This is a genomic window from Motilimonas cestriensis (assembly GCF_021295315.1).
GTDB classification, from domain to species: domain Bacteria; phylum Pseudomonadota; class Gammaproteobacteria; order Enterobacterales; family CBDFNC01; genus Motilimonas; species Motilimonas cestriensis.
The window spans coordinates 11765-33088 of the sequence record NZ_JAIMJA010000010.1 but is presented as its reverse complement, the minus strand read 5'-3'; the positions used below and the strand labels follow the sequence as shown (position 1 = coordinate 33088).

Annotated in this window: 18 protein-coding genes; 12 read left to right on the top strand and 6 right to left on the bottom strand. The window is 42.5% G+C overall.

All coding sequences use genetic code 11. The features are described 5' to 3' along the window. Window positions 1-314: 314 nt before the first annotated feature. The 3 genes from K6Y31_RS11005 to K6Y31_RS10995 form a co-directional block, all read right to left on the bottom strand. Window positions 315-1307, bottom strand: coding sequence for a M48 family metallopeptidase (locus K6Y31_RS11005; RefSeq protein WP_233052826.1), 993 nt, complete (start codon window positions 1305-1307; stop codon window positions 315-317). After that, entirely contained in the window at window positions 1307-2404 is a 1098-nt protein-coding gene (locus K6Y31_RS11000; protein ID WP_233052825.1) for a YjgN family protein, read from the bottom strand. The genes K6Y31_RS11005 and K6Y31_RS11000 overlap by 1 nt, the downstream gene beginning before the upstream one ends. Window positions 2405-2627: 223 nt before the next feature. Further along, a complete protein-coding gene (locus tag K6Y31_RS10995) occupies window positions 2628-3236 on the bottom strand; it encodes an acetate uptake transporter (protein ID WP_233052824.1) in 609 nt (202 codons plus the stop codon). A 671-nt stretch (window positions 3237-3907) separates the two neighbouring features. Here K6Y31_RS10995 and K6Y31_RS10990 point away from each other — a divergent pair. The 6 genes from K6Y31_RS10990 (at window position 3908) to K6Y31_RS10965 (ending at window position 8411) form a co-directional block, all read left to right on the top strand. After that, on the top strand, window positions 3908-4678 hold the full coding sequence (locus tag K6Y31_RS10990) for an ABC transporter ATP-binding protein (protein WP_233052823.1): 771 nt from the start codon (window positions 3908-3910) through the stop codon (window positions 4676-4678). A gap of 123 nt (window positions 4679-4801) precedes the next feature. Further along, entirely contained in the window at window positions 4802-5572 is a 771-nt protein-coding gene (locus K6Y31_RS10985) for an ABC transporter substrate-binding protein (RefSeq protein WP_233052822.1), read from the top strand. 61 nt (window positions 5573-5633) lie between these two features. After that, window positions 5634-6377 (top strand): ABC transporter permease, encoded by a 744-nt coding sequence (locus K6Y31_RS10980; protein WP_232801967.1) that lies wholly within the window; start codon window positions 5634-5636, stop codon window positions 6375-6377. 3 nt (window positions 6378-6380) lie between these two features. Next, entirely contained in the window at window positions 6381-7124 is a 744-nt protein-coding gene (locus tag K6Y31_RS10975; protein ID WP_233052821.1) for an ABC transporter permease, read from the top strand. Window positions 7125-7179: 55 nt separating this feature from the next. Continuing rightward, window positions 7180-7866 (top strand): TIGR01621 family pseudouridine synthase, encoded by a 687-nt coding sequence (locus tag K6Y31_RS10970; protein ID WP_233052820.1) that lies wholly within the window; start codon window positions 7180-7182, stop codon window positions 7864-7866. A gap of 335 nt (window positions 7867-8201) precedes the next feature. Then, entirely contained in the window at window positions 8202-8411 is a 210-nt protein-coding gene (locus tag K6Y31_RS10965) for a cold-shock protein (protein ID WP_232801970.1), read from the top strand. A 272-nt stretch (window positions 8412-8683) separates the two neighbouring features. Here K6Y31_RS10965 and K6Y31_RS10960 read toward each other — a convergent pair whose 3' ends face one another. Next, window positions 8684-9898, bottom strand: a complete 1215-nt coding sequence (locus tag K6Y31_RS10960) for a sugar efflux transporter (RefSeq protein WP_233052819.1) — start codon at window positions 9896-9898, stop codon at window positions 8684-8686. A 150-nt stretch (window positions 9899-10048) separates the two neighbouring features. Between K6Y31_RS10960 and K6Y31_RS10955 the strand changes: the two genes are divergently transcribed. Continuing rightward, window positions 10049-10918, top strand: coding sequence for a helix-turn-helix domain-containing protein (locus K6Y31_RS10955; RefSeq protein WP_233052818.1), 870 nt, complete (start codon window positions 10049-10051; stop codon window positions 10916-10918). Between the two features lie 60 nt (window positions 10919-10978). Next, the gene (locus K6Y31_RS10950) at window positions 10979-11644 is read left to right on the top strand and encodes a DUF2913 family protein (protein WP_233052817.1); all 666 of its coding nucleotides are present in this window, start codon (window positions 10979-10981) and stop codon (window positions 11642-11644) included. A gap of 27 nt (window positions 11645-11671) precedes the next feature. Here the strand turns inward: K6Y31_RS10950 and K6Y31_RS10945 are convergent, their stop codons facing one another. Next, a complete protein-coding gene (locus K6Y31_RS10945; RefSeq protein WP_233052816.1) occupies window positions 11672-13258 on the bottom strand; it encodes a DUF3612 domain-containing protein in 1587 nt (528 codons plus the stop codon). Between the two features lie 142 nt (window positions 13259-13400). On the opposite strand from K6Y31_RS10945, the gene K6Y31_RS10940 reads away from it, so the two are divergent. Together K6Y31_RS10940 and K6Y31_RS10935 are read left to right on the top strand one after the other, a co-directional pair. Then, complete coding sequence (locus K6Y31_RS10940) at window positions 13401-15587, top strand: malate synthase G (protein ID WP_233052815.1); 2187 nt, start codon at window positions 13401-13403, stop codon at window positions 15585-15587. A 187-nt stretch (window positions 15588-15774) separates the two neighbouring features. Continuing rightward, window positions 15775-17370 carry an isocitrate lyase gene (locus tag K6Y31_RS10935; RefSeq protein WP_233052940.1) on the top strand — a complete coding sequence of 532 codons (1596 nt, stop codon included), beginning with the start codon at window positions 15775-15777 and terminating at the stop codon, window positions 17368-17370. Window positions 17371-17641: 271 nt separating this feature from the next. On the opposite strand, the gene cspE is transcribed toward K6Y31_RS10935, so the two are convergent. Continuing rightward, window positions 17642-17851, bottom strand: a complete 210-nt coding sequence (gene cspE / locus K6Y31_RS10930) for a transcription antiterminator/RNA stability regulator CspE (RefSeq protein ID WP_232801980.1) — start codon at window positions 17849-17851, stop codon at window positions 17642-17644. 441 nt (window positions 17852-18292) lie between these two features. Between cspE and K6Y31_RS10925 the strand changes: the two genes are divergently transcribed. Together K6Y31_RS10925 and K6Y31_RS10920 are read left to right on the top strand one after the other, a co-directional pair. Beyond that, the gene (locus K6Y31_RS10925) at window positions 18293-19090 is read left to right on the top strand and encodes a substrate-binding periplasmic protein (RefSeq protein ID WP_233052814.1); all 798 of its coding nucleotides are present in this window, start codon (window positions 18293-18295) and stop codon (window positions 19088-19090) included. A 223-nt stretch (window positions 19091-19313) separates the two neighbouring features. Continuing rightward, window positions 19314-21266: a GGDEF and EAL domain-containing protein gene (locus tag K6Y31_RS10920; RefSeq protein WP_233052813.1), complete on the top strand. Its 1953-nt coding sequence runs from the start codon at window positions 19314-19316 to the stop codon at window positions 21264-21266. Window positions 21267-21324 lie beyond the last annotated feature (58 nt).

The following is a 21324-nucleotide window of genomic DNA, read 5'->3' as shown; positions in this document are numbered from 1 at the left end:
TTATCGCGCTCTTTTTTGCATGTTAAAGAGCGTGATCATGGCTCACTATTTGCCTTGTATTGAGGATCACTCATTGAGCAAGGGCTAACTAAGTACGGCTAGTGCATTTTAATGCCTGATTCCAACAGGGTTGAGCGATACTCATCACCCAGCCATCTTAAAATCCGCTAATTGTTGTGCCGTCCATTCAGCCCGAATATACGCTTTGCGTTATCATCCCTGAAAACGAAATTTTGCCGTAAAACATACTTTATCTGGCTGCGATAGGCTTAAACAGAACTGAGCTTGAATAGTATCCTTGCTGCTTGTTGATCTCATTCAACAGTGGTAAGTCTTTCCAAGCGTTCTTTTGGCGCGGGGTGCGATGACAGATAATCCCTCAGGCTTTCTTTTTTGTCGATTTCATGTGCTTGGTAAATCTTGTTTAAGGCGCCCATTAGTGCCGTTCTGGGGATGTTATGTTGCTTTAAAAAATCCATCGCATAATCATCTGCCTCGCGTTCAAAGTCACGCGAGTAGCCTTGCTCGAGCAACAGCGTTGGCAGCGCGGCAATACTGGATGAGGCCCCTGCAGCATCACCTGTGATCAAGGTATAAACAAACAGTAATAATGAGCTGCGGATCAGGGCTTGTAAGCCATGCTTGTGCTCAACGTGCCCGAGCTCGTGACCTAACACGGCCAGCAGCTCTTGCTCAGTCGTTATGTTTATCAATTCATCGGTAAAAATTAATATACCATTGGGTAGGGCGATAGCGTTCGCGCCTAACGCTTCGCTACTGCGAATTAACACACGCTGGTCTGGGCTTAAATACGGTTTAAATAAGGTTTGTAAGGTTTGTTGTTTCTCATCGCTTAATTCAGAGGGTTCGAAAAGCGTGCGGTCGACGATTTCTAAGCTTTGACTGCCTAATAACTTACTGGTGTTGTCAGGCAATGTTTGAGCAATTAACTGGGTAGTGGCTGGCACGCCCCAAATAAAAAAGCAGACACAAAAAATTAAGGTAAAAATCAGGCTAGATATAATATAACGCAGCTTACTTTCCAGCAGATGTAAGCTTAAACCATGGTTGCGTTGGCGCTTACTCAGGGTATCCAAAGCATCATTATCTTGGCTTTCAAAGCTACTGCCATCCGGAAAATAAACCCAACGATTGCCATTGCCAATTCGCGGTGCGATATCGAGTTCATCAAGGCTTAAGTAAATGTCAGTTTGGTTGATGCTTACTCTGTTCTCAGCGTGCAAAATAAGTGCGCTGCTTAGGGCTGCGCTGCTTTTGCCTGAATAGTAAATTCCGGTTATTTTCATTAAATGGCTAATTCCACATCAAATATGCCAGCGGCTTCGTCACCTAATGCGCCGACTTTTTTGATTTCTCCAGCGATGATGTTATCGAGATTATCACTTACGATCACTTGAATGCAGCATGCCTGATAACGTGTCATGCGTATGGCTGCCCAAGGATAAGCCAAGCCTAAACTGAAAATAATGGCTAAGGTATTAGTAAATTGAATGATCGCCATTTGAGAAAAATTAAGATCCGCGTAAAAGCGGTGCTCATCTAACGTCAAATTGTTGAAAATGAGGTTGGTGGTTTTGGTTTTGATAAATGCCCACATCAGCAAGTATAAGGCCAAATATAATACGATAACGATGGATGCACCGCTTGAAGCCAGCCAGATCATCAATGCTGATGATTCGTCAGCAGCAGATGCCAAGCCAGCAAACAAAGCGAAAACCATGCCTATTATCATCATGGCGGTCGATATACCAGCCGCAATCGCCATGGCGATAAGGTAAATAATAAACATTTCAGAGATTTTACCGTTATAGCGAAACGACGTTGTGCCCATGCTGCTGTGGTTGATAACAAATTCGTAGTACTTATGCTTGATCAGTGGAATGATTAAGCCAAATGTCACAATAATCAATAATGGCCACAGCAACACGATTTGGAATGCTTCACCATAGCTGGCTTCAAAGTTAAAGCGAATGCCGCGAAATGATGTCATACGTGCGTTAAAAGCGAGCGCTCGGATCACGATCCAAGGTAATGCGATAACAAAAATCAACATTACCGGGAGTGCGATAATTGGCACGCTGTTGACGGCAAAAGAGTATAAAACAAACAATACAACAGCAATAATGCGGCCTTTTAAAATATTTAAAGGTTGGCCATGGTATTGAAAACCAGTGCCATTGATTAGGGTATTGGTGTGAAAATATTGCTGTGTACGTACTTTCGCCCAAGCTGAGTAAATACCCAGAGTGACAATCGATAACGCAATGTTAACTATCCATATTTTGAAATATTCGCCAGCTTGCCCGGTAAAGTTGACGCGATAATAAGCGGTACTTTTGCTAGGCAAGTCGGTGCCGTTCACTTGGGGTTGTTGGTTTGACAAGGCGGACTCCGCAATTTGCATGTTTAAGATTGATTAAGGGGTTAACAAATAGCTGTCAACAAATAAAGCTGAAGATAATATCAACTAGTGGTGGGTTGGGCTAGATTTTCTCGCCCTCGGTGAAACGTCAGACAAAAAAATGAGCCATGCGGCTCATTTTTAGTAGATGAGGTGGTTACCCCTTATGCAATGCGGGTTTCACTTCCGACAGTAGATGAAGTGATTAAGCAGCTTGTGCAACGCTGGGTCCACTTTCAACTACAGTTGCTGGCTTTTTATTGCCTAGTGGTAATACTTCACGGCCCAGTTCACCGTTAATAACAGTCGCCATGGCGGTATAAATCGCACTCGCGCCACAAATCATACCCTCAAAGCCTGCTAAGGTGCCGATAAATGCAGAGCCGGTAAAATCGCGTGCAGCCAGTAAGAAGAATAAAAGAGTTAAGCTAGCAAAGATAAATTGCGTCGCTTTATTGTGGCTTAAGGTGCCGACAAACATGAAAGCGGTAAAAATACCCCACATCAATAAGTAGAAGCCCATAAAAGCATGGGGTGTCGCTTCAGCTAAGCCTAGCTCAGGCAAGATAAGTAATACGACTAAACTGATCCAGAAAAAGCCGTAAGAAGTGAAAGCGGTTAAACCAAATGTGTTGCCTTTTTTAAATTCTAACACGCCTGCTATAACTTGAGCTAAACCGCCGTAACACAGCCCCATTGCTAAAATCATTGCACTAATAGGAAAGAATCCCGCATTGTGAATATTTAGTAATACTGTAGTCATGCCAAAGCCCATTAAGCCTAGTGGGCCTGGATTTGCGTAGTTTGTAGACACGTTAGTTTGTCCCTTTAAGTTAGCAGAGAGTGAAAGTGCGCGAAATGTAGCAGGATGCAGATCACATTCCTAGCATATTTTTTAATATTTTAACTATTTAATCTGACTGTAAACTACTGGTTTCAAAACAGTCTAAATTCACTAACAATTCAATAACACCGTTTAACGGTGCTTGGCGTTTTGCTGCGGATATTTGTCTGTTTTAGGTGTGTTTTTAGCGAGTTTTACAGGTTTCTTGCTAGCGTTTGATGTTGTGTTTTAATGGATTTTTAATGCTATGTTTTTTGTTTTTAAGTGAAAGTGGGTAATGCAGCTAATTTGACTCATTTTTCAAATTTATTATTTGGTTATAGGGTTAGTTTGATATAACTTTTACGCTATATTTTTGCGTTTTTCTCTGTTTTCTCGCCATATTAGTGAATGTTGGGCTTAAAGGTCGTCGATTTCGATCTAGTTATCAAAAAAATCGTATTTTGACTAAATATGCTTTATTGGTGAATTGTTAGATGTTAGATTCGTCGCCTTTAATGGCGGTTTCTATGGTTTTGCAAATCATTGACCATAGGATATGTTGTTATAATACTGTTCAATAATGGTTTGGCCTTTTTGATTGTTACGCTTCATTAACAAGGTTCATACTTCATACCAACGTCAAGGATTGCGAAATTATAATGAATGCTATACCCACATTAGAAGTTAAGGCACTGCATAAAAAATTCGGTAATAACGAAGTCCTTAAAGGTATAGATTTGATCGCGAACCAAGGTGATGTCATTTCTATCTTGGGATCATCAGGCTCTGGTAAAAGTACATTTTTGCGTTGTATTAATTTATTAGAAATGCCCAATGCCGGTGACGTTTATGTAAAAGGTGAGCTGATCCAAATGAAACCTTTGAAGAATGGCGAACGTATTCCAGCAAATCAAAAGCAGGTTGAAGCCATTCGCGCGCGCTTAGCCATGGTGTTTCAAGGTTTTAACTTATGGTCTCACATGACCGTATTAGAAAATATTATTGAAGCGCCTGTGCATGTGCTGGGCATGCCCAAAAAACAAGCCATTGAAGCGGCGCATGAATACCTAAACAAAGTTGGGTTATATGATCGCCGCGAATATTATCCTGGTCATTTGTCCGGCGGCCAGCAGCAGCGTGCAGCGATTGCCAGAGCATTAGCAGTAGACCCCGAAGTCATGTTATTTGACGAGCCTACCTCAGCGTTAGATCCTGAATTGGTTGGGGAAGTGCTTACGGTAATGAGAAATCTAGCCGAGGAGGGACGCACTATGTTAGTAGTCACACATGAAATGGCGTTTGCTCGCGACGTATCAAATAAAGTGATGTTTTTACATCAAGGCTTAGTGGAAGAACAAGGTGCTCCTGAACAGATTTTCACGCAACCTAAATCTGAGCGCTTTAAACAATTTATCTCATCTGTGTATTAAAAGCAGCATAACTATAATAAAAGCGCGATTGCGTTTTATACACGGCTGATAAACAAAATTATAAGTAGTACAAACACAACAACAAACTTGTTTAACTTGTTAGCAAACCAAAAGGGAAAGAAGATGAAAAAATTGATCATCGCTGCAGCCATGATACTTACCGTCGCAGGCAGTGCGCATGCTAAAGAATGGAAAAATGTACGCATTGGTATTGAAGGCGCTTACCCCCCATTTAGTTGGACCGAGCCAAACGGTGAAGTAAAGGGCTTTGACATTGATATGGCTAATGCCCTTTGTGAAGAAATGAAGGTGAAATGTACCTTAGTTAAGCAAGACTGGGACGGCATCATTCCAGCACTATTAGCACGTAAATTCGATGCCATTATCGCGACCATGGATATTACCGAAGAGCGTAAAAAGAAAGTCGCGTTCTCTGAAAAATATCAGCATATTCCTGCGCGCTTTGCTGCGAAAAAAGGCACGCCGATTGAACTAACCACTGAGTTTATGTTTGATAAGCGCATCGGTGTACAACGTGCAACATCGATGGATACCTACGTGACCGATAATTTCCCTAAAGCACAAGTTAAGCGTTACGGCACGGCAGATGAGGCTTATTTAGACCTTAAATCGGGCCGTATTGATTACGTGATGATCGACTCTGCTGCTATTTCTGATGGTCTATTGAACAAGCCTGGTGGTGATGCATTTGAATTTGTTGGCCCTAAATTAAACGATCCTCGTTGGTTTGGTGAAGGCGCGGGCATTGCGATGCGTAAAAACGACACTGAACTAAAAGCCAAGTTTGACGCTGCTATCAAAGCGATTCGCGCCAATGGCAAGTATAAAGAGCTACAAGATAAGTATTTTGACTTTGATGTTTACGGCGACTAATTGCCAAATTTGATAGGGAGCTAAGGCTCCCTTTTCTTTCAAGCACATGTAAGTACTTATTATGTTGTTAGACCTACAAGGCTATGAAAGCACTATTTTGTCTGGTGCTTGGGTCACATTACAAGTGGCATTATTGTCATTATTCGTTGCCGTTGTACTAGGCATGCTTGGCGCGCTGGCAAAGTTGTCTTCTATTACTTTTTTGCGCTGGTGGGCAACCCTCTATACCACAGTGATCCGTGGTATCCCTGACTTGATTTTAATGATGCTGATCTTTTTTGGTGGTCAAATCTTCATTAATGAATTTAACGTTACGATTAATGATTGGCTCAATGAGTATTTTCAAGGGCAAGACGCTGCTCATGAATGGGTCAGTTATTTACCGGATTATGTTGACGTCAGTCCGTTCTTTGCAGGCGTGGCGACCATTGGTTTTATTTTTGGCGCTTATATGGCCGAAACCTTTCGTGGTGCCATTATTGCAGTCGATAAAGGCCAACTAGAAGCTGCAAGAGCTTATGGCATGAGTAGCTGGATGGTATTTCGCCGAGTGATGTTTCCGCAAATGATGCGCCATGCCTTACCGGGCTTTGGTAATAATTGGTTGGTTTTGCTCAAAACAACGGCCCTTGTTTCTATCATAGGTTTAGAAGACATGGTGAAAGCGGCCGGCGATGCGGGTGGCTCGACACAAATGCCATTTACTTTTTACTTTGTGGTGGCGTTAGTTTTCTTAGTCTTTACCGCTATTTCGACCAGCTTGTTAAGTCATGCTGAGAAAAAATACGCAATAGTGTCGAGGTAGCCAATGTCATTAGAAGCTTTTTTTCTTTGGTTTAGCCAGTTTGAGTATGTTCAGTTATTGATAAACGAGTGGCCACTGTATTTATCCGGTCTTTGGACCACGCTTTGGTTAGTTGCCTTATCCTTATTCCTTGGTTTATTTATTGCTGTGCCTGCGGGCATTATGAATAACAGCAACAATTGGGCGATTAAATTTCCTGCGTGGGCGTTTATCTACTTTTTCCGTGGCACACCATTATTGATTCAACTGTTCCTTATTTATTACGGAGCGGGTCAGTTTTTGGCAAATAATGAACACCCTATTGCGTTAGCCATTTGGCCTTGGTTTCAAGAAGCCTGGTTTTGTGCCTTATTGGCCTTTACCTTAAACACCGGAGCATACACCGCAGAGATAGTGCGGGGCAGTATCAATACCATGCCTTCAGGTGAAATTGAAGCTGCTAAGGCCTATGGTTTAAGTCGGTTTAAGATCATGTCGCGCATTGTGCTGCCTAGCTCGTTTCGACGCGCCTTACCTGCTTACAGCAATGAGGTTATCTTCATGCTACATGGCAGCGCCTTAGCGGGGGTGGTTACCATCGTAGATTTAACGGGGGCGGCGCGGATTGTAAACTCACGCTACTACGCGCCTTTTGAAGCTTTTATCACGGCTGGGATGCTTTATATGATGACAACCTTTGTGATCGTATTCCTATTTAAAAAGTGGGAAGCGCGTTGGCATAAACATCTTAAGCCGCTCAAGGTATAATAACGTTGAAAAGGGCCAGCAGGCCCTTTTTTATTATTTGAAGGGCGAGTATTCGATGTTTGAGTTAGTGGCAGATGAAGTGGATTTTGTGGTGATTAATAAAGCCGCAGATTGTAATTTTCATAGTGAAGACGGTGACGCTGGGTTAGTGGTTGAGGTTGAACGTGCCTTATCTTTGAAGTTATACAGCGTGCATCGACTCGATAAGATGACGTCAGGGATTTTAATACTGGCCAAGTCACCCACTGCTGCGGCCGCTTTTACGCAATTATTTGCTCAGCGAAAAATGAGTAAGTTTTACCTCGCCTTAAGCATGCAAAAGCCCAATAAAAAACAAGGGTTGATAAAAGGTGATATGGAAAAAAGCCGCCGTGGCAGTTGGAAGCTAACTAAAAGCCAACATAATCCAGCTGTTACCCAATTTTTTAGTCAAAGCTTAGTGCCCGGCATTCGCCTTTATCTACTTAAGCCCGCCACGGGTAAAACCCACCAGTTGCGTGTGGCACTGAAAAGCATTGCTGCTCCTATCTTAGGTGACATGCGCTATGGCCAAGATGAGAGCGATCGCGGATATCTGCATGCTTACCAATTAAGCTTTCGTTATGGTGAGAAAGATTACTTCTATCAAGTTGCTCCTAGCCGTGGCGATTGGTTTATGCGCCCTGAATGTCAGCAGCAATTACAGGCATTAGGCGATCTTAGTCATTTGAATTGGCCAGAAATAAATACGACTTATTCATAGCCTTTTGAGGTAGTGGTAATTGTGTAATGTTCTCATAGCGTTAAAATTTCTGAAACAAATACACCTTTTGTAGCTTTGTGTTACTTGTTGATTGTAATGGTTTTTTTATATTTATGTTATCTTGATTTAAAGGCTGTTTTTACGGTGTAAAATTCGTTGACTTAACGTACAGGGGGTTTATAATCTTTTTAGCTTGAAAGTACGGTTTATATTTATGCGCACCATCCGGATTAAAGATTTACCTCTTAAATCCTGTTTTCATAAGTAATAGCAACACTTCCAGCAAAACAACGAGCTCGATGAGCTTATTACTCTTGATTTACAGGATATAGATTATGTCTAATACAACTACTGGTACAGTAAAATGGTTTAACGAAGCTAAAGGTTTCGGTTTCATTCAACAAGAGAATGGCCCTGACGTTTTTGCTCACTTCCGTGCAATTACTGGTACTGGTTTCAAAACTTTAGCTGAAGGTCAAAAAGTTCAGTTTGAAGTTACTCAAGGCCAAAAAGGTCCTCAAGCTGAGAACATCGTACCGCTATAATGGTGAATTTCTGATGGCCCACTATTAGTAGTGTAGAATCAGAAAATGATGTAAACAGTTGATAAAACGAGACGTTCAGTCTCGTTTTTTTTGCCTGTAATTTAGCTACAGCACTCAGTTTCAATATAGTAACGTGAGTCTGCTTATATAAAATGAGCTAGAATTGTCACCGCAATGGCAAATACTCACCAATCATTTTCATCCTTGAAAACGACATTTACCAGAAAAATATACTTTCTCTTACCCTAGTGGTATAGGTTATAAAGCCCACATCATGGTGAAGCTTGAAGGTCGGTTAGTTGCTTTTTTTGCTGACTCGTTCTCAGCATTACACCCAAAAGGACGATTAAAGCCAGTATGCTGGCCACTAATGAGCCGAGAAAGACAGTGTGATAATCAAAATATTGTGCAATTAGGCCAACGCATAAACTACCCACTAACATGCTAAGTTGCTGCGCACTGCTAAACAGTGTAGTGCCTAGACCCATTTGATTACGCATTAAATCTTGCATCACAATCATGCCAAGGCTTGCCGTGATCGCGATAAAAATGCCGTTAAACAATTGCAGTGCCAGTAGCTGCCAAATGTTTGTCAAAACAAGCAGCCCACTGTAGTAGAGAATGCCGGCTGCAACACCTATGACCAGTAAACGCATGGTCCCGATTCTATTTGCCAAGCTGCCCGCTAGTACCATAAATGGAATTTCGATAAAAGCAGCCATCCCCATTAGGTAGCCAGCCCATTGTGCGCTGTATGTTAGCTCTTTGGTAAGGTAGATAGGTAGTGCAGTAATATACATATTGTTAGCAGAAAACATGGCGAGCGTGCTAAGTAAAAACAAAGCAACACCTGGGATCAGCAGCCAATGCTGGGCATTCTGTACCGGCTCATCATTGCTGCTAGGTTGGTCTGCTACAAATTTTGAGTGATCAGGTAGATAGCTGATTAACAACAACATCGATAATGCCAACAGGCCAGAGCAAACAAACGTGGCGGTAAAGCCTAATTGCTCTTTGAGTAAAAAGGCGATGGGCGGGCCGACTACCCAAGCTAAGGCTATTCCCGCACGCATCACTGATAAAAATTGCGCGCTGTTATTGTTCAGCTCTTTATCGGCGTAAAGACGGCCTAATGTGAAAATTTGTGGTAAGGCTGCACCGCCCACACTTAAGAAGACAATAGCGGCGACAAGTGCGATGTAATAATCACGGGTAAAAGCAAGAATAACCACGCCAATAAAAAAGCTAATTTGTGCTGCGCTTAGTATGGCGCTTCTGCTCCAGTGCGTGTCAGATTTTTTACCTAAATACATCGAAGCGATAACACTGCTTAGCACCATCACCACTAAGAAAACCCCCATCTCTAATGGTGAGCAGCCAATCGCATCTACCAAATATAAGCTAGTAAGTGGAAAAACAAGGGCCGTGCTGAGACCGGAAATAAAGGTCGTGACTATAAATATTATAGAGACGGGATTTTTTATCATGTTACTGCCTTAATTAGGGATTATTTTGGTCAATCTGATGGCGTTAATGTAGGTGTTTGACAGGGGAAAAGTGATTCATTTGTTTCAGCTTCTGATACTATAAGGTCGTTCGGTTGGGCATAAATGAATAAATAGAATAAAGAAGTAGGCATGAAACCTTATATTGAAAAAATGTGTGGCGATCACACGCGACCTTGGCGGGTGATGCATTACCAATGTACAGAGAGTCATTTCGATTGGCACTACCATCTAGAATACGAAATAGTGCTTAAGCGTGATTGTGCTGGCAAGTTATTTGTTGGCGATGCTATTTTGCCGTTTAGTCACAATACGCTGGCGCTATTTGGCCCTCACTTACCCCACACTAATACTATCGACTCGTTGCTCAATGAGGCCTCACACAATGATACCTATGTGCTGTGGTTTAGTGGCCAATGGATTAACAGCTTAATAAAGTTACTGCCTGAATATCAAGGCATTCAGCGCATGCTACAGCGCAGTAATCAAGGGCTATTATTTTGTCAAGAAGCCGCGCAGCAGGTCTATCAGCATCTCCAATCTCATAGGCAGTTAAGCCCGTTGCAGCAAGTTAATAATGTCCTTGCTATCTTAGCCATCATGGCGGAAGCACCTGAACAAAAATCCATTACATCAAGCTCTCAGCCCTATGTTGAAGAAACCGAAAAGCAGCATACCAAGCTCAATAAGGCCACTGCATTTATTGAGCAACATTATCATACTCAGATCCTAGTTGATGATTTATGCCAACATTTACATATGAGTAAAAGCAGCGTGTATCGTATGTTTGAAAAACATTTTAATAATAGCTTTTCGGTACATCTTGCGCAGTATCGTATCGGTAAAGCTTGTGAGCAATTGATTAATAAAAATCTGGCTATCGCAGCTATTGCCAACCGTGTCGGCTTTAATAATTTGGCCAACTTTAACCGCCAATTTAAGCTCTATAAAGGCATGAAACCAAGCGAATTTCGTCGGCAATTTTCGCAGCGAAAAGCATGAGACGTAGTCAGCGAAATACAAAATAGGTAAAATAGCCGTTTTTTAACTTTTGAGTTTTTAATGTCCAGCCAAGCCAGTTCTACTTTTGCTAAAGAAATCTATGATTTAGCCTGCATCGCGCTTAATGAGTTAGAGCAAGCTCATTTAGATGGCAGTGTTTCTCGCACTCCAGTTAATCAAGCTCATTATCTGAATGCTTGGGTGACAAAAGCCATTAAAACCCAGCGTTTTGCACATTGTGTTGCGGCTACTTTACTGGTGTGGCAACAGCAAGGACGTAGTATGGGCAAACATGCTCAGCTGAAGCAAACGTTTGAAGATATCACTCGTGTTTACGGCGCTTTATTGTCTGAGCAAGGTACCCTGGCTAAGGTTTATGAAACACAAATTGATGCTTTATTCGATCAATTAGCAGAGTCGGATTGGTCGTTGATCACTGATTCAGTCATTGAACGCAAGGTGAAACGAAATAGCGCAGGGATGGACTCGCTAGTGGTCTGTCGACAGCAGTACGAGCGTGCTATCCATGCTGAAGAAAAACGGCTTATTCGTCCGCTATCTTGCTACGTGCGCGGCAACGTTCAACAGCTAATTTCATTAGCCGGAGCGCAGAATTTATTATTGTTTAAAGTGACAGATTATAAGTCTAAGGTGAAGTATCACGGTGAATACGTGATTTATCCTAGTAATAATGGCCCTTATTTAGCCGAGTTTTTGGCCAAATAAATGCCCAGCATAGGACAAAATATTAGCTTAGTTGTTTAATGACTGAATAATTTGAGCTTGGATTTGCTGTACATCAAACACATTCTGTTGGCAGATATCGCTGGCGTAACATTTAGGCTCTCGTGGGCATTGAATGCCGCGAGAACAAATTAGCCGAGCTTCATTATTAATACCGCGTTCAATCCAAGCAATGTTTAGGATCTGCGCCACACTTAGCAAGATTTTTTTTATCTTGTTGGGGATCGCCGTTTCGCCACCGTTTTTCATACATGCGAATTTGAGCTCAGTGGCGATAGCGACACTATCATGGCCCTGCGCATCCAGCGCTGGATTGAGATCGATTCCTGTGCAAAGGACATGATGATTACCCGCCAGATCTTCCACTTTGATTGATTCGCAGCAATAAATTTTTGGTATATCACCTTGATTTAAAATAGATATCTGCGCTTCAGTGCCGGTAGATGATGCATTGATCATACGAAATACCGACCAGTGCTGACAAGGGTCGTTGACTAAGCGCATATTGCCCCAAGGCAGTGGAATACCATTACCTCGATATACCGCTTTGAGTTTACCGGGGGCGTAGGCATCAAAATAATGCCAGTGCGGGTAGGGTGAAACGGCCGTCATTCGCCGCATCACCACTGACTCTGACACAGCCAAATATTCACTGACATTGATCTCATAACCGCGACGATCAAGTAATTGACGAAAGGGCACTTTGGGGCAAAGCAAGGCACCGGCAAAAAAGCTACATTCAAAGTCGCGCCAAGCATGAAGAATATCTTGGGAATCTAATGTGGCAGCAGAGTGTTGTTGTGAATGATCTTCATGTAAGCCATAGCTTTGGTTGCGCCCAGCTACCATCACGCTTTTCATGCCATCGTTATTGTGTAATACGCAATGGCCGATGTGCACTGCTAAATCATATTTTAAGCGGGTTTGTTGTTTTTTTAGTTGTTCATTAAGGTAAACCGTTTTTGGTGGCTCGAAGAAGGAGCTGATCACTCTTTTTGATTGCTCACCCTGATCGTCAACGATATCTTCACTGGCACGGTCAAACCACTTGACTATTAAGCCCACATTCTCGGCAATTTCAACTAAGTCATCGACATGTAACGGCATGCGTTTATGGCCAACTGATTCTGCCGCGCGTTCAAGATCGGGAAAATGATTTTGATGGTGCTCTTGATGCGCACGGATCAGCAAGTGTGCAAATTGCCGACCGGTGGTGCCCGTTTGTGACAGCATCTCGGGAATGGCAATTTGTAGTACTTCACTAGAAAACAAAAAGCTAGGCTCAAGGGCCATGCCACTGATGCCACCATGATTACCTTTGGCTGGGGTAATGTCTTGCGGCTCTGGCTCATCATCTAAAAACCAATGCGCATCTTTTTGAAATACCGTGGCGATCACTGTGAGCATTTCTTCACTGGGAACGCGCTTACCGCGCTCGATCATTGATAAGTATGAGACTGACGGCGCCTCTTCGGCGCTGACTTTAATACAGCGAGCAGACAAATCTTCCAGTGTAAGGTTGTTTCGTTTTCGTAAGTTGCGGATTTTTGTGCCAAGAAAATGCGACTGACGTAATAAACTTTTACTATTTTTCATTTTGTAAAATTTACACTGTGAAATTTCTATTGTGAAATTTTAGCCAGCCTTCCTCTACACTTCCAATCAGTGAACAAATAAACACCAAACCTTGCTCACACTTTAACCATTAATTGCCTGTATGTATTAAGAGGAAGAGGCCATGAACCAAGCGCTTAAGAAAGAATGTGAAATCAATCAGGGCTTCTATCGCTTTATTAACGAAGAAGTTCTCCCCCTTACGGGTTTAAATTCAGCAACGTTTTGGCATGACTTAACGGCGTTAGTCGAGGATCTTGCCCCTGAAAACCGTGCCTTGCTAAGAACGCGTCAACAGTTACAAGACCAAATTGATCAATGGCACCTTGCGAATCCTCAATTTGACATGGAAAGTTATCAAGCCTTTCTTCGTGAAATTAATTACTTAGTGGATGAGCCTGCGCCTTTTACTATCACAACGGAAAACGTTGACCAAGAGATTGCTGAGTTAGCGGGCCCGCAGTTAGTGGTTCCCGTAATGAATGCGCGTTTTGCACTCAATGCCGCGAATGCACGTTGGGGTAGTTTATATGATGCACTTTATGGCAGCGATGCTATCCCATCTGATTCAGGGCTCGCACCTTGTCGTAAATATAATCCCGCTCGCGGTAAGCATGTAATTGATTTTGCCAAAGACTTTCTCGATCAAGTGTGTCCTCTAGAAAAAGGCTCACACCATGATGTGGCCAGTTATACGGTGTATTTCCAGCATCTGTTAGCTTACTTTCCTGATGGCTCAGAGTCTGGATTAGTTTCGCCTTGTCAGTTTGTTGCTTTCGCTAATTCAAAAGCCGATCCCAGCTCTATTGTGCTGAAAAATAATGGTTTGCACATAGAGGTTGTGATTGATAGACAAGGTTTTATTGGTCAACACGATTTATCAGGCATTGATGATATTAAAGTGGAAGCGGCCCTTAGTACCATAATGGACCTCGAAGACTCGATTGCCGCAGTAGATGCCAGCGATAAGATTGCTGCTTATCGCAATTGGATGGGGTTGATCCAAGGGAATCTAACCGCCGAATTCGACAAAAATGGTCATACCATGGAGCGGCATTTAAATCCCGACAAGATTTTTAATTGTAAAAATGGTGATGAATACCGTTTACATGGTCGCTCATTGCTGTTGGTTCGCAATGTCGGCCATTTAATGGATACCGAGCTGATGCAAGATGCCCAAGGTAACTTTGCCCCTGAAGGTATCATTGATGCCGTGGTAACCAGCATGATTGGCATGCTTGATTTACAACACACTCACGATATGGATATGAGCAAACGCGATATTCATAATAGCCGCACAGGCAGTATCTACATTGTTAAACCGAAAATGCATGGCCCTGAAGAAGTGGCATTCACTTGCCGTTTGTTTGGCCGCGTTGAAGACATGTTAGGTCTGGCGCGCAATACCATCAAATTAGGCATCATGGATGAAGAGCGCCGCACGACGGTTAATCTTAAAGCGTGTATCTATGAAGCAAAAGAGCGGGTGTTTTTTATCAATACGGGATTTTTAGATCGCACCGGTGATGAAATTCATACCAGTATGGAGGCAGGCCCTTTCCTACCGAAAAATGAGATTAAACAACAGGTTTGGATCCAAGCATATGAAAACGCCAATGTTGATGCGGGCTTAACCTGTGGCTTTCCAGGCAGAGCACAAATCGGCAAAGGCATGTGGGCTATGCCAGATGAAATGGCCTCCATGCTAACAGCAAAAATCGAGCATCCACGCTCAGGTGCCAGTACGGCTTGGGTTCCTTCACCTACTGCGGCGGTATTACATGCATTGCACTATCACCAAGTGAATGTGAATGACGTGCAGCAACAACTTAAAGGCAGAGCTGCCACCCCATTATCTAAAGTGTTAACTGTGCCACTGATGGCCGCGCCGGAAAAACTGACCAATGAGCAGATTGAAAATGAGTTGGCTAACAATATCCAAGGCATTTTAGGTTACGTAGTGCGCTGGGTTGAGATGGGGGTTGGTTGCTCAAAAGTACCAGACATTAACAACATAGGCTTAATGGAAGACAGGGCAACCTTACGTATTTCTAGTCAGCACATTGCGAATTGGTTAAAGCACGGGGTTTGCACTCCACAACAAGTGGAAGCTGTAATGGATCGTATGGCGCAGCAGGTAGACCAGCAAAACGCGGGGTTAGCGGGTTACCGTAACATGAGCCCAAACTCTGAGCAAAGCTTGGCTTTTAAAGCCGCTAGAGCACTGATATTTGAAGGGGAGCAACAACCAAGTGGCTATACCGAGCCACTGTTACATCAATATCGACAACTCGCGAAACAAGCTGGATAGCGGCATAGGGTGATGTTGTTTAAAGGTAATGCGCTCGCTGAGTAGAGCTCAGTGAGCGAGCTAAAAAGATCTACACCGAAAGTTGGCGCACAGTCACAAAATAAGTGAGATACAACCCGCTTGCACATGGCTTATTAATTTCGCCATGGCCAGCGTACAAACCATAGGATAAAAGAGGCAAAATATGATGACTTATACAACGGAAATGACTCATGCCAGCAATTTTTTAGCGCAACAAGGTGATACATGGCGCGCAATTAACCCTGAGTTTGTCGTGAGAATGCGATTACAAAATCGCTTTAAAACCGGGTTGGATATCGCGCAATACACCGCAGATATCATGCGCCGTGATATGCAAGGCTATGACGATGATGCGAGCCAATACACACAATCATTGGGTTGTTGGCACGGCTTTATTGGCCAACAAAAAATGATCTCGGTTAAGAAACATTTTGGTACCACTAAAGGCCGATATTTGTATCTATCAGGCTGGATGGTCGCAGCGATGCGTTCTGAGTTTGGTCCATTGCCGGACCAATCGATGCACGAAAAAACCTCGGTGCCAGCGTTAATAGAAGAGTTATATACTTTTCTAAAGCAGGCTGATGCTCGCGAGTTGAATCATTTATTCAAAGAGTTAGATGGCGCTAGACAAGAAGGCGACCATGTCAAAGAGCGGGCTGTGCAAAAACGCATTGATGAATTTGAAACACATGTTGTGCCGATTATTGCTGACATTGATGCTGGTTTTGGCAACGAAGAAGCCACTTATCTATTGGCGAAGAAAATGATCGAGGCAGGGGCTTGTTGTATTCAAATAGAGAACCAAGTGTCAGATGCTAAGCAGTGTGGTCATCAAGACGGTAAGGTGACCGTGCCCCATGAAGACTTTTTAGCCAAAATTAATGCGGTGCGTTACGCCTTTATGGAGCTAGGTATTGAAAATGGCATCATCGTGGCGCGCACAGATTCATTAGGCGCGGGTTTAACACAAAAAATTCCGGTATCCCAATTCGCTGGCGACTTGGCCGATCAATACAATGCGTTTATTGACGGCGAAGAGGTGACCGATGTCGCTAGTTTAGCCACCGGTGATATGGTTATCCGTCAGGGGGATAAGCTAATAAAGCCAACTCGCTTACCCAATGGCCTCGTGAAATTCAAAGTCAATACGGGTGAAGATCGGGTGGTGCTAGATTGCATTACCTCGTTACAAAATGGCGCTGATTTACTGTGGATTGAAACAGAGAAGCCTCATGTTGAGCAAATCGCCGGTATGGTTAACCGCATTAGAGAGGTCGTGCCTAATGCTAAGCTGGTATACAACAACAGTCCTTCATTCAACTGGACACTTAACTTTAGACAGCAAGTGTTTGATGCTTGGCAAGAGCAAGGTCGAGATCTCAGCAGCTATCACCGTGAAAACTTAATGAGTCAGCAGTATGACGATAGTGAGTTAGCGCAAGTTGCTGATGAGAAAATTCGTTGCTTCCAGCAAGATGCATCTAAACAAGCGGGTATTTTCCACCACTTGATTACCTTGCCTACGTATCATACGGCCGCGTTATCCACTGATAACCTTGCAAAAGACTACTTTGGCACGCAAGGCATGTTGGCATATGTGGAAGGGGTGCAACGCCAAGAAATCAGACAAAGTTTAGCCTCGGTTAAACACCAAGATATGTCTGGCTCTAATATTGGCGATGACCATAAAGAGTATTTTTCTGGCAATCAGGCGCTGAAAGCATCGGGACACAATAATACGATGAATCAGTTCTCATAAGGTTTTATTTGCTCAGCAAAGCGGTTGGTGTGTTGGCATCAGCCGTTTTTTTATGACTAAAGATGAAATAGAGCCACATCATCCCTGTTTAAAGCTGTCGTCTCTTTTACGGTGGTGAGCGAGCCAGTCTAGGTTACTTAAATAAAGCACTACAGTTAGTAAGGAGGATTTAAGAATGGTAGGGATAGGGAGTGATAAAGGTTGTTGAAAAAGTACAAAAACAAAAAAAGCTGACCTAAGTCAGCTTTTTTACTAAGTAAATGCTCTTAAATTAAAGAGTAGTTACGTTAGCAGCTTGAGGACCTTTTTGGCCTTGCTCTAGGTCAAAAGAAACTTTTTGACCTTCAGCTAGCGTTTTGAAGCCTTCAGAAGCGATTGCACGGAAATGTACGAATACGTCAGCGCCGCCGTTATCTTGAGTGATAAAACCGAAACCTTTATCTTCGTTGAACCATTTAACGATACCAGTTGATTTAGACATGTTTGTCTCCTAACTTTTCAAAAATAATTCGCATAAAATGCGTTGTAGTAGCCAGAAAAGAATTATTTATGTGTTGCAAAAACTATGTAAGGAAAGTCTTCATGAATCTAACTGATTAACAGATGGAACGAAGGTTTCTAAAGCATAACATTGTAGTATTACATATAAACAAAGGTCTGTCTGACAGGCCGTGGACGATATTAACACAGCTAAAGACAAAGTAAACAGGTTAATTGCAATTATCAAAAAATTAATTTTGAGACTATTTTGTGATGCCAGTTGTCATACAGCGGCGGGGCTAGTGTTAATGAAAATATAAGTTTTTGATTTGGTTTTGCTTAATGATTTTCATTCCTAGTTGGTGACTATTCAGCTTCGGTTAATAAACTCATCTATAATCACAAAGGATCTAGAATTTGCTTTTTATTGTTGAGGTTAGCTATGAAAGAGACTCTTTTCATCGTCATCTTTTTTACGCTGGTATTCCTGCCGGAGGAAATAAGAGCAAGCCCTGATATGCCTAACTCTCCAACTGTAACGCCTTCTTCGGCTATTATTGTAGCGACAGATGAATGGCCTCCGTTTCGTATCAGTACCGATAATAAGGCCGCCTTTATAGGGTTTGACATCGATTTATTGCAAGCTTTAAGCGCGAAAACGGGGCTCCAATTCAATATTAAACGTTATCCTTGGGCCAGAGCCTTAAGTCATATGGAGATCGGTCAAGTAGATATGATGGTAGGGTTGGCTAAAACGCCTGAACGTGAACAATTTATCCAATATCTTTCTCCTAGTTACTATCATTGTCGGCCCGCTTTTTACACGCAAAAAGACATTCCTAAGCCCATTAATAGCTACCAAGATTTGTATTTTTACCGCATTGGTTATGTATTAGATTCTGCCTACTTTGAGCCCTTTGATTCTGATGATGCAATGGTAAAACATGGTGTTCCAACCGAAATTCAACTGCTTAGAATGGCTAAAAAAGGACATTTAGAAGCGTTTATTGGCACTGACTGCCAAGTGGAATACGAGATAAATAAAAGAGGCCTTTGGCAGCAGTTATCGAGAGCGGCTTATCAACCCAAGCAAGATGTGGCGCTCTATATTGGCTTCTCGAAATTATCTAACCATCGCTACCTGTCATCGAAGATAGAGCAAGCATTGACCGAGCTAATGACAGAACCCGAATTTACTGAAATTAAAGATCGATATTTTGGTAGTGATGACTTGCATTAAGCGGTCGCACTTTGGCGTATAAAATGTAGCACCTTTAGCATAGAATTTTGTAGTTGCAAGTTTTGCTGATTAATCTTGAAACTGGCATAGGCATTTTGCTAACCGTGTTTTATTTTAGCCTATTGATTTGTAAATGATGTGATTATTAATATCTAACTCTGTATTCTAGTTAAGTTGGAGCGGTGTATGCTCAAGACCTAAGAAGTAAGAGGTGTATAATTGCATGAATGATAAGCTAGATAGTCAACCACCTAGTATTAGCCGCCAATATTTGATTGTTTCATTCTCTCTCACGGTTTTAGTTGATATCTTAGTGTTTTATTTTTTCCCTAATGAAATCAGTCTATTGAATTTGGTTGTTTATTCTATTTTCCTCAATTTGCTGTTAGTCGTTTATTTCAACCTGAAAACCCTAAACCACACCATTACTGAATTACATAAAAATAAGGTGCAATTAGAGCGAGCGAATCGTCGTTTGCATATTGATGTGGCGGCTTTGTCTGATCGGACACAAAAATACCAAACATTGCTGAATAGTTTGCCCGATTTAGCTTGGGTAAAAGACACTAAAGGGCGCTTTCTAACAGTGAATGCACAGTTTGAAAAAGCATTTGGTGTCAATTATGAAACCCTGATTGGTAAAACAGATTTTGACCTCTCTCATCCTGCCGATGCGGAACAATACCGACAAGACGACTTACAAGTAATGGAGACGGGGCAACAACTTAGACAAGAGTTTTTTGCCACTGCAGTTGATGGCTCGCAATCTTGGATTGAACTCATCAAAGTGCCGGTCGTTAAGGCCAGCAAAGTTGTTGGTACCGCCGGTACAGCAAGAGATATTAGTGAGCGTAAAAAAGCCCAAGAAAAGCTAGCGCACTTGGCTCATTTTGATTCGTTAACAGGGCTGGCTAATCGCTATTCATTAGAACAAGACCTGACAAAGTTACTGGCCTGTGCGCCGGCTAATTTATTGGTTGCCTTTTTGGATATGGATAACTTTAAGTTAATCAATGATTCGATGGGACATGCGGCAGGTGACAAAGCACTTATCGCTACCGCAAAGCGATTACAGCAATGCGCACCAGCTAATACCCAAATATACCGCTTAAGTGGCGATGAGTTTGTGCTTATTGCCCAAGGTTTAGCCAACAGCGAGCAAATCCAGCTTTGGTCTAAGGCCATAATGAAAAGTGTTTGCCAGCGCTGTGAAATTGAATCATTTGAGTTTGATTTAGCTGTGACGATGGGGATCAGCCTTTATCCACAACATGGTTCGGAGTGCTGGGAGCTGGTTAAAAATGCTGACATCGCGATGTACCAAGCGAAGTTAGCAGGGCGCAAACGCTATCAGTTGTTTTCCGAGCAATTTGCCGGCCTTGCACTACAGCAAATTTCGATGGATAAACGATTACGTCAAGCGATTGAAGAGAAGCAACTATTTCTACGTTATCAACCCATGGTCAATGGCATAAATGGCACCATGTTAGGAATGGAAGCTTTAATCCGCTGGCAAGACCCTGAGCGTGGAGAGATAAGCCCCGCTGATTTTATTCCTTTTGCCGAGCAATCGGGCCTAATTTCTGATATTGGTAAATTTGTACTTGAGGCCGCTTTAGCTCAGCAGGCCAAATGGCTAGCATTAGGTTTACCCTGTGTGCCCGTTTCTATCAATGTCTCCGGTTTACAGTTTCATCAACACGATCTCGTTAAAGATATTGCGATGCGGCTTAGTCATTCCAATGTGCCAGGGGAATTAATTGAGCTTGAGCTAACGGAAAGCATCTTGATGAAAGATGAGGTTAAATTATATGAAACATTAAAGCAGTTACGTCAACTTGGCTTAAGTTTGAGTGTTGACGATTTTGGAACCGGTTATTCCAACCTGGCTTATCTGTCGCGCTTTCCCATTAGTAAGCTAAAAATAGACCGCTCATTTGTTGACCAGATTGATCAAAAACCTGATCAACAGATTATTACGCGTGCCATTATCGAATTAGCAAAAAACTTGGGCCTTAATGTGGTGGCCGAAGGGGTAGAGCGTAAATTGGAATTAGATCAAGTGGTTCATTTAGGCTGTACTACCATTCAAGGTTACTATTTTGCTAAACCTTTACTTGCTGAAGAGGTTGCTGAATTACTCGGTCAACAAGCGCCCTTTCTCAACGAATGCTAATACTGTCTGGTAGCAGAAATTTAATCAATTCTGCTACCTACCTCTCGCAATATCTTGT